At 75.7% G+C, this 18,912-nt stretch carries 16 protein-coding genes and 2 pseudogenes; 9 read left to right on the top strand and 9 right to left on the bottom strand.

Going from position 1 to position 18,912, the window contains the following annotated elements; all coding sequences use genetic code 11:
• Positions 1 to 249 precede the first annotated feature (249 nt).
• On the bottom strand, positions 250 to 900 hold the full coding sequence (locus OG764_RS05675) for an NAD(P)-dependent oxidoreductase (protein WP_328967283.1): 651 nt from the start codon (positions 898 to 900) through the stop codon (positions 250 to 252).
• A 137-nt stretch (positions 901 to 1,037) separates the two neighbouring features.
• On the opposite strand from OG764_RS05675, the gene OG764_RS05670 reads away from it, so the two are divergent.
• Positions 1,038 to 1,673 carry a TetR/AcrR family transcriptional regulator gene (locus OG764_RS05670; RefSeq protein WP_328967282.1) on the top strand — a complete coding sequence of 212 codons (636 nt, stop codon included), beginning with the start codon at positions 1,038 to 1,040 and terminating at the stop codon, positions 1,671 to 1,673.
• A 129-nt stretch (positions 1,674 to 1,802) separates the two neighbouring features.
• On the opposite strand, the gene OG764_RS05665 is transcribed toward OG764_RS05670, so the two are convergent.
• Both OG764_RS05665 and OG764_RS05660 read right to left on the bottom strand, forming a co-directional pair.
• A complete protein-coding gene (locus OG764_RS05665) occupies positions 1,803 to 2,447 on the bottom strand; it encodes a DUF6629 family protein (RefSeq protein ID WP_328967281.1) in 645 nt (214 codons plus the stop codon).
• Between the two features lie 72 nt (positions 2,448 to 2,519).
• Positions 2,520 to 4,049 carry an MFS transporter gene (locus tag OG764_RS05660; protein WP_328967280.1) on the bottom strand — a complete coding sequence of 510 codons (1,530 nt, stop codon included), beginning with the start codon at positions 4,047 to 4,049 and terminating at the stop codon, positions 2,520 to 2,522.
• A gap of 204 nt (positions 4,050 to 4,253) precedes the next feature.
• Here OG764_RS05660 and OG764_RS05655 point away from each other — a divergent pair, with 204 nt between their 5' ends.
• On the top strand, positions 4,254 to 5,858 hold the full coding sequence (locus tag OG764_RS05655; RefSeq protein WP_328967279.1) for an ATP-dependent DNA ligase: 1,605 nt from the start codon (positions 4,254 to 4,256) through the stop codon (positions 5,856 to 5,858).
• A 118-nt stretch (positions 5,859 to 5,976) separates the two neighbouring features.
• On the opposite strand, the gene OG764_RS05650 is transcribed toward OG764_RS05655, so the two are convergent.
• The gene (locus OG764_RS05650) at positions 5,977 to 6,390 is read right to left on the bottom strand and encodes an organic hydroperoxide resistance protein (protein ID WP_328967278.1); all 414 of its coding nucleotides are present in this window, start codon (positions 6,388 to 6,390) and stop codon (positions 5,977 to 5,979) included.
• Positions 6,391 to 6,502: 112 nt separating this feature from the next.
• Here OG764_RS05650 and OG764_RS05645 point away from each other — a divergent pair, with 112 nt between their 5' ends.
• Entirely contained in the window at positions 6,503 to 7,024 is a 522-nt protein-coding gene (locus tag OG764_RS05645; protein WP_328967277.1) for a MarR family winged helix-turn-helix transcriptional regulator, read from the top strand.
• Between the two features lie 271 nt (positions 7,025 to 7,295).
• Positions 7,296 to 8,027, top strand: coding sequence for a class I SAM-dependent methyltransferase (locus OG764_RS05640; protein ID WP_328967276.1), 732 nt, complete (start codon positions 7,296 to 7,298; stop codon positions 8,025 to 8,027).
• A 113-nt stretch (positions 8,028 to 8,140) separates the two neighbouring features.
• Here the strand turns inward: OG764_RS05640 and OG764_RS05635 are convergent, their stop codons facing one another.
• Positions 8,141 to 9,034: a dihydrodipicolinate synthase family protein gene (locus OG764_RS05635; protein WP_328967275.1), complete on the bottom strand. Its 894-nt coding sequence runs from the start codon at positions 9,032 to 9,034 to the stop codon at positions 8,141 to 8,143.
• A 72-nt stretch (positions 9,035 to 9,106) separates the two neighbouring features.
• On the opposite strand from OG764_RS05635, the gene OG764_RS05630 reads away from it, so the two are divergent.
• The gene (locus OG764_RS05630) at positions 9,107 to 10,069 is read left to right on the top strand and encodes a LysR family transcriptional regulator (RefSeq protein ID WP_328967274.1); all 963 of its coding nucleotides are present in this window, start codon (positions 9,107 to 9,109) and stop codon (positions 10,067 to 10,069) included.
• 544 nt (positions 10,070 to 10,613) lie between these two features.
• On the opposite strand, the gene OG764_RS05625 is transcribed toward OG764_RS05630, so the two are convergent.
• Positions 10,614 to 11,513, bottom strand: coding sequence for an IclR family transcriptional regulator (locus OG764_RS05625; protein WP_328967273.1), 900 nt, complete (start codon positions 11,511 to 11,513; stop codon positions 10,614 to 10,616).
• 27 nt (positions 11,514 to 11,540) lie between these two features.
• Here OG764_RS05625 and OG764_RS05620 point away from each other — a divergent pair, with 27 nt between their 5' ends.
• Positions 11,541 to 12,176, top strand: a complete 636-nt coding sequence (locus tag OG764_RS05620; RefSeq protein ID WP_328967272.1) for a bifunctional 4-hydroxy-2-oxoglutarate aldolase/2-dehydro-3-deoxy-phosphogluconate aldolase — start codon at positions 11,541 to 11,543, stop codon at positions 12,174 to 12,176.
• Between the two features lie 101 nt (positions 12,177 to 12,277).
• Complete coding sequence (locus tag OG764_RS05615; protein WP_328967271.1) at positions 12,278 to 13,261, top strand: PfkB family carbohydrate kinase; 984 nt, start codon at positions 12,278 to 12,280, stop codon at positions 13,259 to 13,261.
• Here the strand turns inward: OG764_RS05615 and OG764_RS05610 are convergent.
• From OG764_RS05610 to OG764_RS05600, 3 genes and pseudogenes are all read right to left on the bottom strand, one after another.
• On the bottom strand, positions 13,228 to 13,902 hold the full coding sequence (locus OG764_RS05610) for an ADP-ribosyltransferase (protein ID WP_328967270.1): 675 nt from the start codon (positions 13,900 to 13,902) through the stop codon (positions 13,228 to 13,230). The two genes, OG764_RS05615 and OG764_RS05610, sit on opposite strands and share 34 nt — an antisense overlap.
• Positions 13,903 to 14,142: 240 nt before the next feature.
• Positions 14,143 to 14,643: pseudogene (locus tag OG764_RS05605) on the bottom strand (gluconokinase); the annotation flags it as partial.
• Positions 14,644 to 14,858: 215 nt separating this feature from the next.
• Positions 14,859 to 15,749: pseudogene (locus tag OG764_RS05600) on the bottom strand (sulfurtransferase); the annotation flags it as partial.
• Positions 15,750 to 15,906: 157 nt separating this feature from the next.
• Between OG764_RS05600 and OG764_RS05595 the strand changes: the two are divergent.
• Both OG764_RS05595 and OG764_RS05590 read left to right on the top strand, forming a co-directional pair.
• The gene (locus OG764_RS05595; protein ID WP_328967269.1) at positions 15,907 to 16,764 is read left to right on the top strand and encodes a hypothetical protein; all 858 of its coding nucleotides are present in this window, start codon (positions 15,907 to 15,909) and stop codon (positions 16,762 to 16,764) included.
• Positions 16,764 to 18,911 (top strand): bifunctional serine/threonine-protein kinase/ABC transporter substrate-binding protein, encoded by a 2,148-nt coding sequence (locus tag OG764_RS05590; RefSeq protein ID WP_328967268.1) that lies wholly within the window; start codon positions 16,764 to 16,766, stop codon positions 18,909 to 18,911. The genes OG764_RS05595 and OG764_RS05590 overlap by 1 nt, the downstream gene beginning before the upstream one ends.
• Position 18,912: the final 1 nt, after the last annotated feature.

The following is an 18,912-nucleotide window of genomic DNA, read 5'->3' as shown; positions in this document are numbered from 1 at the left end:
CCCTTCTCCCCGCCTGCCGGGAATCCGCGGTCGGCGGTGCGGGATCGTCGCCGCAGGAGTGTCATGGAAGGGTGAGCATTCGGCGGCCACGGCCCCCTGCACGACACCGGCCGGCTGGGCGTTCAGGTGCTCGACGCGCTGCCCCGCACGGCAGACCAGCGCGACGCGGACCTGTCCGGCGTGATGCTGAGCGGCGCTGACCTGGCCGGCGTGTTCCGATAGTGGCGCCGCGCACCGCCGTGCCGTCCGCTACTTCGCGACGCCCAGCACGTGGCCGACGGTGGACGGGTCTTCGATGCTGGTCAGGAGGGCGTCCGCGACGTCCGCGCGGGCGATGGTCTTGCCGCCCGCGACGTTGGCGTCCAGTGCCCGGCGGTAGCGGCCGGTGTGCGGGCGGTCGAGGAGCATGGGCGGCCGGACGACGGTCCATTCGGTGGCGCTGGCCCGGATCGCCTCCTCCATGCCCGCCAGGTCCGCGTACAGATCGCGCAGCAGCCGGCGCAGTATCGGGAAGACGACGGTCCGGGTCAGCGCGCTGTCGCCGTCCGGCACCGGGCCGACCGGTGCCGCGCTGACCGCGGCCAGCCTGCGCACGCCGGCCGCCTCCATGGCCTTCACGATCGCGCGCAGGGCGGGCTCGGCGATCGGTGAGGCCTTCGCCTGCTTGTTGCCGGCCGCCCCCAGGGCCGAGATCACGGCGTCATGGCCGGCCACGACGTGGAACAGCGGGCCGGGGTCGGTGACGTCGCGGACGGTGGCGACGTGCAGACGCGGGTGGGCCGGAACCGGCAGCCGGGCCGGGTCGCGCACCACCGCGGTGACCTCGTGGCCCGCGTCGAGGGCCTGGCGGACGACGAGACGGCCCACGCCGCCGGTGGCGCCGAACACGGTGATCTTCACAGGAGTGCCTTCCGGATGTGAGGTGCGGCCGGCCGGTGGGGCCGAAGGGTGCAGCGACAGAAGGGGCTGAGAGGAGGGGCCCGAGAGGACGGGTGGGTGAGCGCTCACTCACCCGTCCTCTCGGCTAGAGTGAGTGAATGCTCACCCCGACGTCAAGCCGTCCCACTCCGGAGCGTCTGCTCGACGCGGCGGAGATGCTCATGCGCACGTCCGGCCTGGCCCATACGACGACGAAGGCGATCGCCCGCGAGGCCGGCTGCTCGGAGGCGGCGCTCTACAAGCACTTCGCGAACAAGGAGGAGCTGTTCGTACGGGTCCTCACCGAGCGCTCGCCCAACGCCGCACCGCTGATGCGCGCCCTCACGGCAGACCTGGCGGCTGACCCGGTGGAGCCGGGAGTACCGGGCGAGCGCACGGTGCAGGGGGCGCTGACCGAGATCGCCCGGCACGCCTCGCTCTTCTACGCCGACGCGATGCCGATGGCGGCCTCCCTCTTCGCCGAGCCGGCACTGCTCAACCGGCACCGCGAGGGCATCCAGCGGATCGGTACGGGCCCGCACAAGGTGCTCGAGGAGCTCACCCGGACCCTGGTCCGGGAGCGCGAGCGCGGTCGGATCCGCCCCGACGGGGACCCGTACGCGGCCGCGGCCCTGCTGCTCGGCGCCTGTTTCCAGCGGGCGTTCTTCCTGCACTTCTCGGGTGCGGACGCGGTGCAGCCGGTCGACGAGTTCGCCCCCGCGATCGCCCGTACGGTCTGCGCCGCCCTGACGTAACGACACCGCGGGGCGGGGGGAGCACCGTACCGGCGGTGTCCCGCCCGTACCGGCGCTGTCCGGACCGGCGCCGCACCCACCGCCGGCCGGGCCGTCGTTCGCGCCCACGCCTGCGCCTCCATGTCTGCGCTACGCCGGCCGTTCCACCCGCCGCCGCTGGTGCCGCCGTCCCGTCCAGCCCAGCAGCAGCACCGAGGCGACCGCGGCGAAGGCGCACCACGTGGACACGAACTCCAGCCGCCACACCGCCGCGCAGACCACCGCCCCGGCCGCCACCACACCTCCCAGCAGCCGCAGCCACCGGTCCCCGGAGAGCAGCAGCGCGCCCACCGTCGCGAACAGGTAGGCCGCGATCACCAGCGGCGCGTACGGCACGTCGAGGCCGTAGCCCACGGTGTGCCCGCGCACGTCCGCCGACACCGGCCGCACGGTCATCCGGTACGCGAGCACCCCTGCGGTCGCCAGTCCCACCAAGGCCGGCGCCCACAGCCGGCGCGGGGCGGGCGGCGGAGCGGCGGACCACACCGCGGCCGGCACCCACACCGCCGCCAGCGGGAAGGCGATGACCGCCCAGGCGGTGACCGCGGGCCCGGTGCCGCCGCCGGCCCGCCACACGGCGGCCTCCACGATCTGGTGGACGCCCAGGAGCAGCGGCAGCGCGGCGAGCGGCAGCTCCCGCAGCCGGCCCGCCCGTACCACCCGTGCCACGCAGACCACGCCGACCGCGGTGACAGCCGCGCCCGCCACCAGGTCCGCCGTCGCGCTCCAGCACATACGCCCCACTGTCACCGCGGCTCCGCCCCCGCGCCACACCGGACACCGGGCCGCGGCCCTCCGGCGCCGCGGCTACCGGGGCCCGGGAGCGTCCGGGGATCCTGCCCCTGACCCGGGCGTCGGCTCCAGTGGTGGGGCCGTCACCGTGCAATAGGTGTGGCACTGCGGATGGCAGGCCTCGGTGCGCGGCTTCCGTACGGTCGTCCAGGCCAGCAGCGAGCCCAGCGCCAGCAGCCCGGCGCACCAGAACATCGCCAGCCGGAAGGACGCGTCGAACTCCGCCGCCGAGCGGTACGCGTCCGGGCCCATGCCGGCGAGCAGCGGCAGCGCGGCCACCGCCAGCAGGCCCGCCACCCGGGCCGCCGCGTTGTTGATCCCGCTCGCCAGCCCCGCCCGGGCGGTCGGCACCGAGGCCAGCACCGTCGCCGTCAGCGGCGCCACCAGCGTCACCATGCCCAGCCCCAGCACCAGCATCGCCGGCAGCACATCGGCGAGATACGAGGCGCCCGGCCCGGCCCGCACCATCAGCAGCATGCCCGCCGCGCACAGCAGCGGGCCCACGGTCAGCGGGATCCGCGGCCCGATGCGCTCACCGAGCGCACCCGAACGCGCCGACAGCAGCAGCATCAGCACGGTCGTCGGCAGCAGCGCCGCGCCGGCGCCCAGCGCCGACCAGCCGACCACCACCTGGAGCTGGAGCACGGACAGGAAGAAGAAGCCGCCGAACGCCGCGTACACGCACAGGGTCACCAGGTTGACGGCCGTGAACTGCCGGGAGGCGAAGATGTCCGGCGGCACCATCGGATCCCGGCGCCGCCTCTCCACCACCACGAACACGCCCGCCAGCACCACACCGGCCGCCCCGGCCGCCCACCCGGCGGCCGACCCCGCCTCGATCAGCGCGTACGTCAGCAGTGCCAGCGACACCGCGCCGAGCGCCGCGCCCGCGACGTCGAACCGGCCGTGCGCCTGCGGATCGCGCGACTCCGGTACGTGCCGCAGGGCCACCGGCACGCACAGCGCGGCGAGCGGCACGTTGAGCAGGAACACCCACCGCCAGCCCGGCCCGTCCACCAGCCAGCCGCCCACGAACGGCCCGACGGCCGCGCCGACACCGCCCAGCCCCGACCACAGCCCCACCGCCCGCGCCCGGTCCTCCGCGACCAGCGAGGACTGGATCAGGGCCAGCGAGCCGGGGGTCAGCAGCGCGCCGCCGATGCCCTGCAGGGCCCGGGCCGCGATCAGGACCCCGGCGTTCGGCGCGATCCCGCAGAGCAGCGAACCCACCGCGAACCAGACCACTCCGAGTACGAAGATCCGCCGTCGGCCGAAGCGGTCGCCGAGCGCGCCGCCGACCAGGATCAGGCCGGCGAGCGTGAGCATGTACGCGTTGACGGTCCACTGGAGGGTCGCGAGGCTCGCGCCGAGGTCCTCGCCGATCCGGGGGAGCGCCACGTTGACCACGGTCGAGTCGAGCAGGGCCATGCTCGATCCGAGCACCGTCGTGAACAGCACCCAGCGGCCCTGGGCGGTGCCGAGCCGGACGCCGCCGGCCGGTTCCTCCTGCTGCCCCTGCGTCGCAGGTGTCCGCGCGGATTCCATGGGTTCAGGCTGCCCGCATCCCGCCCGTACGGCCAGCCCGCGGCGCAGGCCCCGCGCCCCGCGCCCCGCGCCCCGCGCCCCGGGGCCCGGGGCCTGCGCCGCCGGTGGTGCGGTGGCGGTGTGGTGCGTTCCGGTCGCGGTGCGTTCCGGGTGCGTGCGGCCGGGGCGGGTGCGGTCGCCGGGCTCGGGAGGGACGATGGCGGCATGCTGCTGGCCGAGGTCGCGCGGGTGTCCCGGGAGGTGGCCGAGGCGTCCGCCCGGTCCGCCAAGACCGCCTTGCTGGCCGGACTCTTCGCGGCCGCGCCACCGCAGGAGGTGGACCTGGTCATCGCCTACCTCGCGGGCCGGCCGCCGCAGGGGCGGATCGGGGTGGGCTGGCGGCTGCTGAGCGAGCCGGTGCCGGCGGCGGAGCGGCCGGTCCTCACGGTCACCGCGACCGACGACGCCCTCAGCGCGCTCGCGGCGGTGTCCGGCACCGGGGCGCAGGCCGCGCGCCGCGCCCTACTGGTCGAGCTCCTCGGCGCCGCGACCGCCCCCGAACAGGAGTTCCTGCGGCGGCTGATCGCGGGCGAGGTCCGGCAGGGGGCGCTGGAGGCACTCGCCCTGGAAGGGGTGGCCGCGGCCGCCGGGGTGCCGGCCGCCGCACTGCGCCGGGCCGTGATGCATGCCGGGGCGCTGCCGCCGGTGGCCCGTGCGGTCCTCGCGGACGGGCCGGGCGCGCTGGACGGGTTCACCGTACGGGTGGGGCGGCCGGTGCAGCCGATGCTGGCGCACACCGCGAAGTCGGTGGCCGAGGCGGTACGGGCGCTCGGCCCGTGCAGTGTCGAGGAGAAGCTCGACGGGATCCGGGTACAGGTGCACCGGAGCGCGTCCGGCGTCCGCGTGTACACCCGCTCGCTGGAGGAGATCACCGGGCGGCTCCCCGAGGTCACGGCCCTGGCCGAGGGGCTGCCGGGTGGCGAGTTCATCCTCGACGGAGAGGTGATCGCGCTCGGTACGGACGGGCGGCCGGTGGCGTTCCAGGAGGTCGCGAGCCGCGTGGGTTCACGGCTGGACGTCCGGGCGGCGCACGCGGCGCTGCCGCTCAGCCCGGCCTTCTTCGACGTACTCGCCGCCGACGGCCGGGAACTGCTCGACCTGCCGCTGCGGGAACGGCACGCCGTACTCGACCGGCTGGTGCCGGAGGCGGCCCGGGTCCGCCGCCTGCTGGTCGACGCCCCGGCCGCGGTCCCGGCGGCGGACGTGGACGTGGACGCGGCCGGGGACGTGGATGGGGACGTGGATGGGGACGGTGGACCGGACGGCGGGCTGCGCGCGGCCGAGGAGTTCTGGGAGGCCGCTCTCGCGCGCGGCCACGAGGGGGTCGTCGTCAAGGCGCTGGACTCGCCGTATTCGGCGGGCCGGCGCGGCAGGCTGTGGCTGAAGGTCAAGCCCGTGCACACCCTGGACCTGGTGGTCCTGGCCGCCGAGTGGGGCCACGGGCGGCGCGCCGGCTTCCTGTCCAACCTGCACCTCGGGGCCCGGGCGGCCGACGGCGGCTTCGTGATGCTCGGCAAGACCTTCAAGGGGCTCACCGACGCGATGCTGCGCGATCAGACCCGGCTGCTGCGCGAGCTGGCGGTGTCCGACGACGGCTTCACCGTGCGGGTGCGGCCGGAGTTCGTCGTGGAGATCGCCTACGACGGCCTCCAGCGGTCGACCCGCTACCCGGCCGGGGTCACGCTCCGCTTCGCCCGGGTGGTGCGCCACCGCCCCGACAAGACGGCGGCGGAGGCGGACACCGTCGAAACGGTGATCGCCTCCGCCTGAACCGTCCCGGGCGGCCGGTACCGGTGGTCCCGGGGCCAGGGAGCCCCCCGTCCTACGGGAAGCGCCCGGTACTACCGGAAGCACCCGGTTCGCCGGAGCTCGCCGGAGCTCCCCGGGACTACTCGACGACGAGCTCGACCGGGATGTTGCCGCGGGTGGCCCGGGAGTAGGGGCAGACCTCGTGGGCCTGCTTGACCAGGAGCTGACCGGTCTCGCCCATCAGCGCCTCGGGGAGCTCGACGCGCAGGGTGACGGCCAGGCCGAAGCCGCCCGTGGCGTCCTTGCCGATGGAGGCCTCCGCGGTGACGGACACGTCGCCGGTGTCGACCTTCGCCTGGCGGCCGACCAGGCCCAGGGCGCTGGCGAAGCAGGCCGCGTAACCGGCGGCGAAGAGCTGCTCGGGGTTGGTGCCCTGCCCGTTGCCGCCCAGGGCCGGCGGCATCGCCAGGGGCAGGTCGATCTGGCCGTCGTTGCTGACGGCGCGGCCCTCGCGGCCGTTGGCGGTGGCGACAGCGGTGTACAGCGCGTCCATCGGAAGGGTTCCTCTCGGTTGGGCTGGCTCGGCACCCCCCGGTGCCGCCCCATTAATGAAGCACACAATTCAGTTGTGCACAACTCAATGACCCGCGAGGTAAGCTGTCCGCATGACCGAGCGACCCGGGGGGACCGCCCCCGACCAGGACCAGGACCAGGACCAGAAGCAAGAGCTGGGCCCGGATCTGGACCTGCTGCGCCTGGACGGCCAGATCTGCTTCTCCCTCAACGCGGCCTCCCGCGCCTTCGGCGGCCTCTACCGGGTCGTCCTCAAGGACCTCGGGCTCACGTACCCCCAGTACCTCGTGATGATGGTGCTGTGGGAGCAGGGCGCCCTGCCGGTCAAGGAGCTGGGCCGGAGCCTGCGGCTGGACTCGGGCACGCTGTCGCCGCTGCTCAAGCGCCTGGAGGCGGCGGGCCTGGTGCACCGAGAGCGCAGCGCCGAGGACGAGCGCTCCGTACGCATCTCGCCGACCGATGCGGGCACCGCGCTGCGCGAACGGGCCGCCGAGGTGCCGCGCAGGATCGCGGTCGCCACGGGCTTCGGGCTTGCCGAGGCGCGCGACCTCCAGGCCCGCCTGGACCGGCTCACCGAGGCCCTCGACGCGGCGGCGCTCGCCGAAGGCGGCTGACGGACCGTCAACGCCGCCAACGCCGCCAACGCCGCCAAGTCCGCGAAGTCGTCCGGAAACCCGGCCCGGCGCGGCCCGCAACGGGCCCTGGAAGGCCTTCCACGGGGGCGTGGGGGCTTCGGCCCGGTGCGGTACGAGGGTCGCCCCACCCGTCGGCGCGCACGGGCCGCCGGCGCCCGCCTGCGCCCTCGCCGCACCGCCGCGCACCGCCTCTGAGCTGGGCTTTCGTGTCCATCGGCCGTAGCGTTTGCCCCTGGTGAAAGGGGACTTGATGGACCGGAACATACGCTCGGTCGAGGACGTGCTGAAGCTGCTGGACGGCCTGTTCGCGGCAGAGGCCGACCGCTGGACGGAGGGCGCGGCCCCCTGGTGGGACGCCTTCTACGCGGACCGCTCCAAGGACGTGCCGTTCTTCGTGGCCGCACCGGACGAAAACCTGGTGTCCTACCTCGACCGCGGCCTCATCGCACCCGGCCGCGCGCTCGACCTGGGATGCGGGCCGGGCCGCAACGCCCTGTACCTGGACGCCCGCGGCTTCGACGTCGACGCGGTGGACCTCTCTCCGGCCGCCCTCGGCTGGGCCGAAGAGCGGGCCCGCGAGGCCGGGGCCGGCGTCCGCTTCCACTGCGGCGACGCCTTCGCGCTCACCGAGGCCGAACTCGCCGGCCCGTACGACCTGGTGTACGACTCGGGCTGCTTCCACCACCTGCCGCCGCACCGGCGCGTCAGCTACCTGGCCATGCTCGACCGGGTCCTCGCGCCCGGCGGACACTTCGTCCTCACCTGCTTCGCCGCCGGCGGGATGGGATCCGAACTCCCGGACACGGACTTCTACCGCCAGTCCGCGCTGCACGGCGGACTCGCCTACACGGACGAGTCGTTGCGTTGGATCTTCTCCGACCTCGAGGAGGTCGAACTGCGCCGCATGACGGACGAGCCGGCCGGGTCGCCGCGCTTCGGTGAAGCCTTCCTGTGGACGGCCCTGTTCCGCCGCGCGGTCTGACCGGTCTGACCGGTCTGAGCGGCCTGTCCGCCTGACCGGCGGAGCAGCCGACCGCCCCGTCGTGTGTGCGACGGGGCGGTCGGCCTTGCCGTACGGTCCACGCGGTCGGCCCCTCAGTCCAGTTCGGCCAGGTGCTTCAGCGCCTCGTCCACCGAGCTCCGCCCGGCGGGCAGCAGCGGCAGCCGGACGTCCGCGGTCGGAATGCGGCCCTGCGCGTGCAGCACGCCCTTGACGACGGTCGGGTTCGGCTCCGCGAAGGCCGCGGCGGACAGCCGGGCCAGCCGGTGGCCGAGCTCGCGGGCCCGGCCGGTCTCGCCCGCCCGCCAGGTGTCCGCGAGTTCCACGAACCGGGCGGTCGCGAGGTGCGCCGACGCGAGGATGCCGCCCGCCGCGCCGAGCGCCAGCAGCGGGGACACGAACACGTCGTCCCCGGCCAGCACCGAGAATCCGTCCGGCAGGTCGCCGAGCAGCCGCACGGTCTGATCGTCCAGACCCGCCGCGTACTTGATCCCCGCGACCCCGGGCAGCGCCCCGATCGTGCGCAGCGTGGCCGCGTCCAGGGTCAGCCCGGTGCGGTACGGGATGTGGTAGACGACCAGCGGCACCGGGCTCGCCGCGGCGAGCCGCGTGAAATGCGCGATCACCCCGGCCGGCGAGGGGCGGGTGAAGGCGGGCACGAGCACCAGCGCGCCCGAGGCCTCCGGCCGACGGGCGAGTCCGGCCAGGTCGGCCTCGGCGGCCCGGGTGTCGTTGCCGCCGGCGCCGATCAGCAGGAGGGCGCCCCGCTCCCGGCAGACCCGGGCGCACACATCGGCGATCGCGTCGCGCTCCGCCGCGTCGAGGGTGGCGACCTCGGCGGTGGTGCCGAGGGCCACGATCCCGGCCGCCCCCGCGTCGAGCACCTCGTGCGCGAGTGCCTCCAGCGCTTCGTAGGCGACCTCCCCGGTCGCCGTGAAGGGGGTGACGAGCGGTACGTGGATCCCGTGCAGGGAGATCTGGTGAGTCATGCGTACGAGGGTGGCCGGGCCAGAACACTCAGGTCCAGTTCGCATTTCTGTTCCCGAGCGTAAGGTGAGCTGATGCTCGATGTCCGACGTCTGCGCCTGTTGCGCGAACTCGCCCTGCGCGGCACGATCGCCGCCGTCGCCGAAGCGCTCGCCTTCACTCCTTCGGCGGTGTCCCAGCAACTCAGCGCCCTCGAACGCGAGGCGGGCCTGCCCCTCCTGGAACGCACCGGACGGCGGGTCCGCCTGACCCCCGCCGGCGAGAACCTGGTCCGGCACGCCGACGCCGTGCTCGAACGCCTGGAGCAAGCCGCCGCCGAACTCGCCGGGGCCCGGCACGGGCCGGCCGGCCCGATGCGCATCGGCGCCTTCCCCACCGCGACCCGGGCCATCGTGCCCGCCGCGCTGGTGGCCCTGGCCGAGCGGTACCCGCGGCTGGAACCGATGGTCTCCGAGACCGACCCGGCGGCCGTCGCGCACGCCCTGCGGGCCGGGGAGCTCGACGTGGCGCTGGTGCACGCCTACGACTTCGTGCCGTTTCCCGCCGAGGCGGGGGTGGCGACGCTCGACCTGTTCAGCGAGTCGATGTACCTGGCCTCGCCGGCCGGGGCCCGGCTGCTGCCCGTGCCCGTGCCCGTGCCCGAGCCCGAGCCCGAGCCCGTGCCGGGGGGTGGCCCGGCGGGTGGCCCGGCCGAGCTCGCCCGCTGGCGGGACGCCCCGTGGATCACCGCTACGTCCGGCACGCTGTGCCACACCATGGCCCTACGGGCCTGCCAGGCGGCCGGGTTCACGCCGCGGGTCCGGCACCAGGTCGACGAGTTCGCGACCGTGCTGGCGCTGGTCGCGGCGGGGCAGGGGGTCGCCGTCGTGCCGCAGCTGGGGGTGGCCGGGCCGGATGCGGCGGTCAGTCTGGTGCGGTTGGCCATGCAGCGGCGCACGCAGATCGCGTTCCGCAGTGGCGCGGCATCCCACCCGGCGGTAGCCGCCGTCACCCACGCCCTGCGCGCCGCCATCCCCCCACACCTGACCACCCCTTGACCCCCGGCGTCCTTCGACCGCCCGCGGCCCGGCATCCCCGCACCCCCGCCGGGCCCGGGTGGCCACCCCCAGCCTCACCGGCTGCCCGAGGGGCAACTTCCAGCCGCGGCGGCAACATCCAGCCTCGTCGACGCCTGGGTGGCCACCCTCAGCCTCGCCGACTGCCCGAGGTCCGACATCCAGCCTCGCCGGCCTTTGAGGCGCGGGTCCGGGCGGGGCCCGGCGACCCCGCGCACCTTCAGCCCCTCCGGCGTTTGAGGAGCGGGTCCGGGCGGAGCCCGGTGCCCGGCGTCAGCCGGGTTGTCTTGGGGCTCCGCCCCAAACCCCGCGCCTCAAACGCCGGCGAGGCTGGATGTGGCGCCGTGTTGCGTCGGCGGAGCCGGTTGCGCCCGAGGCCGCGCCCCAAACGCCGGCAGGGGTGAAGTCGGCCCGCTCAGGCTGAGGTCCGCCTCAAACGCCGGCGAGGCTGAAGTCGCCACTTGGGCGCCGGCGAGGGTGGGGGTTGCGCCCCGCGGCGTCGGCGGGGCTGGGGTCAAGCGGGTGGTCAGAGCAGGGGGGCCAGTTCGGCGGCCGCTGCGAGCAGGGCGGGGGCGTAGGTGACGAGCACCGCGCGCGGGACGAGGAAGGTGACAGTGGTGACGCTCACCCCGCCGACGGGCCGCCCGGCCGCGTCCACGACGGCCGCGCCGATGCACCGGATGCTCGGCTCGTTCTCCTCGTCGTCCAGCGCATAACCCCGCGCACGCACCGCGTCCAGGTCGGCGAGCAACGCCGCGCGGTCGGTCAGCGAACCGGGGGTGCGCCCGGCCAGACCGGTGGCGGAGATCAGCGCGTCCACCTCCGCGGCGGGCAGCCGGGCCAGGATGCTCTTGCCGATCGCCGTGGTGTGCAGCGGCATCCGCATGCCGGTCCGCGAGGCCGTGCGGAAGGGCTGCCCGCCGCCTTCCAGTTTGCGGATGTACGTGATCGTCTCCCCGCTGTGCAGCGCGAGGTGCACGGTCTCCCCGGTGGCCTGCTGGAGCCGCCCCAGGATCCGCCCGATGCTCGCCGGCTCGCTCCCGGCGACCTCCGCGGCGAGGGTGCGCAGCCGCGGACCCGCCGCGTAGCGCACCTCGTCGACGGTGCGTACGTAGCCCTGCCCGACGAGCGCGGCGAGGATCCGGTACGTACTCGACTTGGGCACGGCCGCGGCCAGCGCCACGTCGGTGAGCCGGTGCGGCCCGCCGGGCGCCGCCACCGCCTCCAGGATGCGCAGCGACTTCTCCAGCGCGGTGCCGGCCGCCGAGGCCCGCCCGCCCCGTGCGCCGGGCCGCGTGCCGTCCTCCGCACGGTCCGCCGCACCGCCCTCGGCCGCGCCCGCGGCCTCTTCCCGCGCTGCCACCCGGTCCACCGCCAGTGTGTAGAGTCCCGACCAGAAGTTCCGGTACACGATACCGCGTTCCACTACGTGGAACAAAATGGGAGGGGTTCCATGACCATGTCCTGCCACCCGTACGCGGTGCTCGCCGCGCAACGGCTGCTGCCCGTGCTGCGCAGCACCGACGCGGACGCGGCCGTCCACCGCACCACCGCGCTCCTCGCCGCCGGCTGCCGGGCCGTCGAGCTCACCACCTCCGTGCCCGGCTGGGCCGACGCCGTCAGCCGGACCGCCGGACTCACCGACTCCGCGGGCCGCCCCGCGCTCATCGGCGTAGGCACCGTCACCACCGCCGCCCAGGCCGAGTCGGCACTGGACGCCGGCGCGGCCTTCCTCGTGTCGCCGTACCCCGCGCCCGAGGTGCGCGTCGTCGCCGACCGGCGGGGCGCCGCGTTCGTCGAAGGCGGGTTCACGCCCGGCGAGATCGCGGCCGCCGCCCGGCACGGCGCCGCGAAGGTGTTCCCCGCCCACGCCCTGGGGCCCGCGTACGTACGATCGCTGCGGGCCGTGCTCCCGCAGGCCCTGATCATCCCGACCGGCGGCATCTCGCCCGCCGGGGTGGGCGACTGGCTGGACGCGGGCGCCGACGCGGTCGGCATCGGCTCCGGTCTGCCGGCCGAACCCGCCGAACTGGCCGCCGTCTTCACCGCCCTGGCCCGCCCGTGCGCCTGCTGCGGCGACGCCCGGTGAACGGGCCGGGCGGCGGCGCGACCGGATACGGATGCAGAAACGGGTACGGGGCCGGGGCCGGGGTCGGATCCGGGGTAGGCGGCGGGTACGACGTGCTGGTCATGGGCGAGGTGCTCGTCGAGGTCCACGCCGATGCCCCGCTGGGGGAGGCCGGCGCGGGCACGGCGGCCCGGCTGTCCTTCTCGGGTGACGCGCTCAACGCGGCCGCGGCCGCCGCGGCGGCCGGCGCCCGTACCGCCCTGCTCGCGGTGGTCAGCGACGACGAGCTGAGCCGGCCGCTGCTGGCCCGCGCGGCCGCGCTGGGCATCGACACGTCCTGGGTGCGTACCGCACCGCGCCCCAACGGGGCGTATCTGCTGGCAGCCGACACCGAGGGCGACCGGGAGTTCGTCTACTGGCGTGCGCAGAGCGCCGGTTCCACCCTGTCGACCGCCCACGTCGAGTCCTGGCGCCCGCTGCTGACCGGCGGCGCGGCGCTCGTCACCAGCGGCATCACGGGGGCGCTGTCCGAGGACAGCCGGGCGGCGGTGCTGGCCGCCGCCCGGACCGTGCACGCCGCGGGCGGCCACCTCACGTACGACGCCAACTTCCGCTCCCGGCTGACCTCCCGGCCGGCCGCCGGCGAGCTGCTGGCCCATCTCGCCCCGCTCGCCGGCCTGGTGAAGCTCTCCTGTCCGGCCGACGCGCGGGCCCTGCTGGGCACCGACGACCCGGCGACCGCCGCGGCCCGGGTCCGGGCGCTGGGCGCGGCGGCCGTCGCGGTCACCGCCGGGGCGGACCGGCTGCTCCTCGACGACGGCGCCGCGGCCGTGCTGCTGCCCGTGCCCCGCAACCCGGACCCGGTCGACGCGACCGGCGCGGGGGACTGCTTCACCGGCACCGCCACCGCCCGGCTGGCCCTCGGCGACAGCCTCGCGGACGCCGTGGCCCACGGCGTGGCCGCCGCCTCCCTGTCCGTGTCCGGGCGCGGCGGCACCGGCCGGATCCCGGCCTTCACGGAAACGGCGGCCCTCGCCGCGGCCCAGCGCGGGTCAGGCGGTCGGCTGCCGGATCAGCCGGGGAAGGAGTTCCGCCAGGGCTCGTAGTACGGGTTGTCCCGGCACTCCGCCATGATCTCGACCTTCTTCACCTTGTCGACCGGGCACACCCCGACGATGAACGACCGCGCGATACCGCCGGGGAAGGCCACCTCGACCTGCGAGGCCCACTTGTGGGTGTCCCCGATGGTCTGGTTGACGTCGACTCCGCCAGGGGCGTCGACGTAGTAGTTCCAACCGCTCTTCCACCACGTCTTGTAGAGGTCGTGGTCGTACGTCGTCGAGACGAACGGGGAGGGCTGGTTGACGAGGACGTACTGCTCCAGGTCGTACTGCCCGTTGACGGTGTCCCGCGGGTGGAAGCCGGACTCGAAGACGACCTCCGGCGGCCGGCTGTCGGCGCGGTAGAGCTGCTTGCAGTTGATGCGCCACGACGGCGACGGGGTGATGCGCTCGACCTCGGCCCGCAGGTCGGCGGCGGCGAAGAGGTGATCGGTCACGCGCGGGCAGGAGTTGGCCGGGGCCGCGGCACGGAACGGGCCGGCGAGCGGGGCGGCGCCCGGTGCCGGGGCCGCACCCCGGACGGGAGCGGGGGAGGGGGCGGAGTGGGCGGCCGCGGCCGGCAGCAGGGCGGCGACGAGAACGGAGGCGACGGCGACGGCTCGGCGTCGCAAACCAAAGGTGATCATGGCCGCCACCTTGTCGGCCCCTTCACCCGGACGCCCGTACCGTCACCCGAAGGTGGGCGTGTCCCCCGCCCCCACGTGCGCTGCCCCCTGCCGCTACGGCGTTTCGCGCCCGCCCGGGCCGCTCGCCCCGCGCGGGCCGCTCGCCCCGCGCGGGCCGCTCGCCCCGCGCGGGCCGCTTGCCCCGCGCGGGCCGTTCACGTCGCTCGTCCGGTCCGTCCCGTCCCCGTCCGCCCCAACGCCCAGTGCCCGCAAGGCGATCAGCGCGCGGGCGGCGACTTCGGCGGGCGGGCCGGTCACCGGGACCGCGACGCCCGCCTCGTCCGGCATCAGCGGTTCGAGCACGGCGAACTGCGAGTCGAGCAGCGACACCGGCATGAAGTGGCCGGTGCGCCCGGCCATCCGGGACTCGATCAGCCCCCGGTCGCCGGTGAGGTGGACGAACACGGTCCCGGGCGCGGCGGCGCGGAGCCGGTCCCGGTAAGCCCGCCGCAGCGCGGACGCGGCGACCACACCACCACGGCCCGCCCGGCCGTGCGCCCACCGGCCGACCGCGTCCAGCCACGGCATCCGGTCCTCGTCGTCCAGCGCCGTGCCGGCCGCCATCTTCGCGACGTTCGCCGGGGGGTGGAAGTCGTCGCCCTCCGCGTACGGCACGCCCAGCGCGTCCGCCAGCAGCCGCCCCACCGTGGACTTGCCGGTGCCGGCCACGCCCATCACCACCACGACGGGCCGGGCGCCCATCAGTGCTCCCGCGACCCGGCCGGCCCGGACAGGCCGGCGGGTCCGGACAGGCCGGCGGGTCCGGAGGGGTCGGAGGGTCCGGAGGATCCGGACAGGCCAGGCCCGAAGGGATCGGCCGGTTCGGTCGGACCGGCGGGTCCGGACGGATGGGCCGGGCGGGAGAGGTCGGCCGGGCGGGAGAGTCCGGTCGGCTCGGACGCGTCGGCCGCGTCGGCTGGGCCGGTGGCCACCGGGAGCGCCGAGGGCAGGCCCCATTCGCTCCAGGAACCGTCGTACACGGCGAGCCGGCCGTACCCCGCCAGCTCGGCGCCCAGGGCCAGCACGCAGGCGGTGACCCCCGAACCGCAGCTGAACACCAGCCGCTCGCGCTCCCCGGCCGCCTCCTCGAAGACGGTCCGCAGCACGCCCGGCGGCAGCATCCGGCCTTCCTCGTCCTGGAGTTCACCGAAGGGCAGGCTGACCGCACCCGGCATGTGCCCGCCCCGCAGCCCCGGTCGCGGCTCGGGAGCCGTTCCCGCGAACCGGCCGCGGGTACGGGCGTCGAGCACGGCCGATCCGGGGTCGGCGAGCGCCTCCGTCACCTCGGCGCTGCCCACGACCAGCCCGGCCCGCGGCCGCGCGGTGAAGTCCCCGCGCGGGCCCGCGTACGCAGGCCGTCCGCTCTCCGTCGGCAGGCCCGCCGCCACCCACCCGGGCAGCCCGCCGTCGAGGACCGCGGCCCGGTCGAAACCCATCGCGCGCAGCATCCACCAGGCGCGGGCGCTGGAGTAGATCCCGGCGGCGTCGTACACGACCACCGTGTCGGCATCGGTCACGCCGAGGTCGCGCATCGCCGCGGTGAACCGCTCCGGGGAGGGCATCATGTGCGGGACTGCCGACGTGTGGTCGGACAGGGCGCCGTCGATGTCGAACGGCCGCGCTCCCGGGATGCGGCGCCCCGCTTCCCGCTGCGCCCCGACCGACGCGTCCAGGACCACGACCCCCGGCTCCCCGAGCCGGGCCGCGAGCCACCCGGCCCCGACCAGCGGCCCCGGCAGCGCCCCGCCGGACGCCCCGCCCGAGGACCCCCCGGCCGTGGTGCCCGGCTGCGGAATCCTGTCGTCCATCGGAGGTCACCCTTCGTCGAGGTCCACGGCGTGCGCGCAAGGCGTCACGGTCCCAAGATCGTATCCGCAGGCCCTCCGACCCCCGCCGCCCCATTGCCCGGATTTCCCCCCGGCGCCCGCCCGGCCGGGCGTAACATCGGCCCGGTTGGGGGGTCTTGTGAGACACGCGCATCGAACAGCAGGCGCTCTCGCGTGCGCGCTGGCGGCCTGGGCGGCGCTGTCCGGCTGCTCGGAGAGCGCCTCGCGCAGTGCCGACGGGGCCACGCCCGGCGGCCGCTCCGGCGCCGGCGTCACCGCACCGGGGCCCTCACGGCCGCCGGGCTCCGCCGCCCCCACGGCCGCTCCCACCGCGAGCCCCACCCCGCTCGTCTCGATGCCGCCGGTCGACGAGGCGCGGATGCCGCGGAGCCCCGCCCAGGCCCGCGCGCTGCTCGGCCGGGTGATCGCGGACAGCAGCCTGATCGGACCCGGAGTGGTGCCCGCCACCCCGTACGAGAGCGACCCCTCGGCGGCGCCCTACCTCGACGGGAAGTGCGTCTGGCAGACCGGTCCGCTGCCCGCCGACGTCCTGGCCACCCGTACCCGCTACTTCCACGTCCCGGCCCGCGAAGGCCGCGGCCGCATCCAGATCAACGCCACCGTGACGGTGCACCACTCGCGCGAGGAGTCCGGCTGGGAGGTCGCCCGCGCCATGGAGGAGGTCATGCGCTGCCCCGACCAGCAGCTACGGGGCGACCAGCGGCTCAAGGGCCTGCTCGGCACCACCCTCTACTACGGCGAGTACACCAACAACTGGACCGAGGACGCCTTCAACGAGTACGGCGAGTACTACGGCACCGAGGAGGGCGGCCCCCACCTCTACTACTGGTACCAGGGCCAGTACGGCCCCCTCGTCATGGCCGTGTCGGCCAAGGGGGCGCAGGGCGTGACGAAGGAGGAGCTCTCCCCGCTCCTCACCCAGGGCATGGCGTGGATGATGCAGCGCGCCAAGAACGAACTGGGGAAGGCGGGCTGATGGACCCCCTGCGGCACACCGATCCGTCCCGCATCGCCGGATACCGGCTGCTCGGCCGGCTGGGCTCCGGCGGCATGGGCACCGTCTACCTCGGCCGGACCGAGGAGGGCGCGCTCGCCGCGGTCAAGGTGATCCGGGCGGACTTCGCCGACGAGTCCGACTTCCGGGCCCGCTTCCGCCGCGAGGCCGCCACCGCCGCCCGGGTGCGCAGCCCCTGGGTCGTGGAGGTGATGGGCGCCGACCCCGACGCGGCCGAGCCCTGGCTCGCCACCGCCTTCGTGCCCGGCCCCTCCCTCGCCGAGGCCGTGGCCGCCCACGGGCCGCTGCCGCCGCGCAGCGTACGGATCCTCGGCGCGGCGCTCGCCAAGGCCCTGACCGTGCTGCACGCACGCGACCTCGTGCACCGGGACGTCAAGCCCGCCAACGTGCTCCTCGGCGTGGACGGGCCGCGGCTCATCGACTTCGGCATCGCCCGCGGCGGCGAGGACACCGCCCTCACCTCGGCCGACGTGATCATCGGCACGCCCGGGTTCCTGTCGCCCGAGCAGGCCGCCGGCAGGCCCTCGGGGGCGCCCGGCGACGTCTTCTCGCTCGGCTGCCTCCTCGCGTACGCGGCCACCGGGCTGCCGCCCTTCGGCACCGGCGCCGTGGACGCGCTGCTCTACCGGACCGTGCACGACGAGCCGTCGTTCGGCCCGGACGGCATCGCCGACGCCGGGCTCGCCGACCTGCTGCGGTCCTGCCTGGCCAAGGACCCGCAGGAGCGGCCCACCGCCGAGGAACTCGACCGGCGGCTCGCCGAGGACGTACCCGGATCCGCGGACTGGCTGCCCGACCCGGTCGTCGCCACGATCGCCGAACGCGCCGCCCTGCTGCTGGCCCTCCCCGGCATCGAGGAGACCCTCGCCGACCCGGCGGCGGACCCGGCGGCCGCGGGGAAGGGCAGCCGTCGCCGCTTCCTCGCGGTGGCCTCCGGCGCCGCGCTGCTCGCCGCGGGCGGCGGCGCGGCGGCCTGGTTCACCGCCCGCGACGAGGACCCGCCGCGGGCGAAGGGCCCGGCGCCGCGGCGCTGGGTGATCGGCGTGCAGGCGGACCTCTCCGGCCCGGGCCGGGAGGCGGGCCGGGCCCAGGAGCGCGGTGTCCGGCTGGCCGTCGCCGCCTTCAACTCCCGCAAGGACAAGCCGTTCACGCTGTCGGTGCGGACCGCGGACGACGGTGGAGAACCCGCCCGCGCCCCGCGCGCCGCAGGCACCCTGATCGGCGACCGCGACGTCCTCGCCGTCATCGGCCCCACCACCAACACCGCGCTGGTCCCCGTGCTGGAGGTGTACGACGCCGCGTCCGTGCCCCTCCTGACGGTCTCCGCGGCGGGCAGCGTCTTCGGGAACGCCGACCGCCGTTCCTTCTTCCAGGCCTGCCCGCCCTCCGCCACGCACATCGGCGCGGTCAACGTGCAGCTCGTGGTGCGGCAGAAGGTCCGCACCCTCGGCGTGCTGTGCGACCGGGACGGGGACACCGACGCCTGGCAGACGGCCTACCTCGTCGACCGGACGGTCGGCGCGTACGTCGCGCAGGCCGCCGCATACCCCCGCGTCGTCCCGCGCGGCACCGCCGATCTGGCCCCCGTCGTCAAGGACATGCTCGACCACGGGGTGGACGGTTTCTTCTACACCGGCACCGCGCAGGGCGCCGCGGACACCGCGCGGCTGCTGGCCGCGGCCGGCTTCCGGGGGCCGCGCGCCGCCGACTACCCCGTGGCGGGAGCCGAGTTCCTGGCCCGCGCCGGAACGGCCGCCGAGGGCTGGCAGTTCCTCGCCCCGTACACCGGACCCGAGGCCGCCCCGGCCGCCGCGGTCGCGCGGGCCCACCGCACGGCGTACGGGACGGCCCCGGCGGCCTGGACGGTGGAGTCCTACGACCTGGCCCTGCTGGTCGCCGACCGGCTGGCCGCCCTCTCGCCGGGCGGTCGCCGGCCCGCCCGCACCGACCTGCTCGCCGCCCTGGCGAAGGGCAGCTACCGCGGCCTGGTCAAGACGTACGCCTTCGACGCGGAGCACCGGATCAAGGGCGTGGTCTCCTTCCTGCACAAAGTCGAACGGGGCCGGCTCCGCTACGTGGGCCAGGTGCCCCAGGCGCCGGCCGGATAGA

The organism is Streptomyces sp. NBC_00239 (assembly GCF_036194065.1).
Taxonomy (GTDB): Bacteria; Actinomycetota; Actinomycetes; order Streptomycetales; family Streptomycetaceae; genus Streptomyces.
The sequence above is the reverse complement of the archived record's forward strand: the minus strand, read 5'-3'. Positions and strand labels throughout refer to the sequence as shown.

Bases quoted from the DNA above. Each gene is read 5' to 3' on its own strand.
- OG764_RS05665 (WP_328967281.1), bottom strand. From the start codon at position 2,447: ATGTGCTGGAGCGCGACGGCGGACCTGGTGGCGGGCGCGGCTGTCACC.
- OG764_RS05670 (WP_328967282.1), top strand. From the start codon at position 1,038: ATGCTCACCCCGACGTCAAGCCGTCCCACTCCGGAGCGTCTGCTCGAC.
- OG764_RS05615 (WP_328967271.1), top strand. From the start codon at position 12,278: ATGGGCGAGGTGCTCGTCGAGGTCCACGCCGATGCCCCGCTGGGGGAG.
- OG764_RS05620 (WP_328967272.1), top strand. From the start codon at position 11,541: ATGACCATGTCCTGCCACCCGTACGCGGTGCTCGCCGCGCAACGGCTG.
- OG764_RS05590 (WP_328967268.1), top strand. From the start codon at position 16,764: ATGGACCCCCTGCGGCACACCGATCCGTCCCGCATCGCCGGATACCGG.
- OG764_RS05610 (WP_328967270.1), bottom strand. From the start codon at position 13,902: ATGATCACCTTTGGTTTGCGACGCCGAGCCGTCGCCGTCGCCTCCGTT.
- OG764_RS05660 (WP_328967280.1), bottom strand. From the start codon at position 4,049: ATGGAATCCGCGCGGACACCTGCGACGCAGGGGCAGCAGGAGGAACCG.
- OG764_RS05630 (WP_328967274.1), top strand. From the start codon at position 9,107: ATGCTCGATGTCCGACGTCTGCGCCTGTTGCGCGAACTCGCCCTGCGC.
- OG764_RS05645 (WP_328967277.1), top strand. From the start codon at position 6,503: ATGACCGAGCGACCCGGGGGGACCGCCCCCGACCAGGACCAGGACCAG.
- OG764_RS05655 (WP_328967279.1), top strand. From the start codon at position 4,254: ATGCTGCTGGCCGAGGTCGCGCGGGTGTCCCGGGAGGTGGCCGAGGCG.
- OG764_RS05650 (WP_328967278.1), bottom strand. From the start codon at position 6,390: ATGGACGCGCTGTACACCGCTGTCGCCACCGCCAACGGCCGCGAGGGC.
- OG764_RS05635 (WP_328967275.1), bottom strand. From the start codon at position 9,034: ATGACTCACCAGATCTCCCTGCACGGGATCCACGTACCGCTCGTCACC.
- OG764_RS05640 (WP_328967276.1), top strand. From the start codon at position 7,296: ATGGACCGGAACATACGCTCGGTCGAGGACGTGCTGAAGCTGCTGGAC.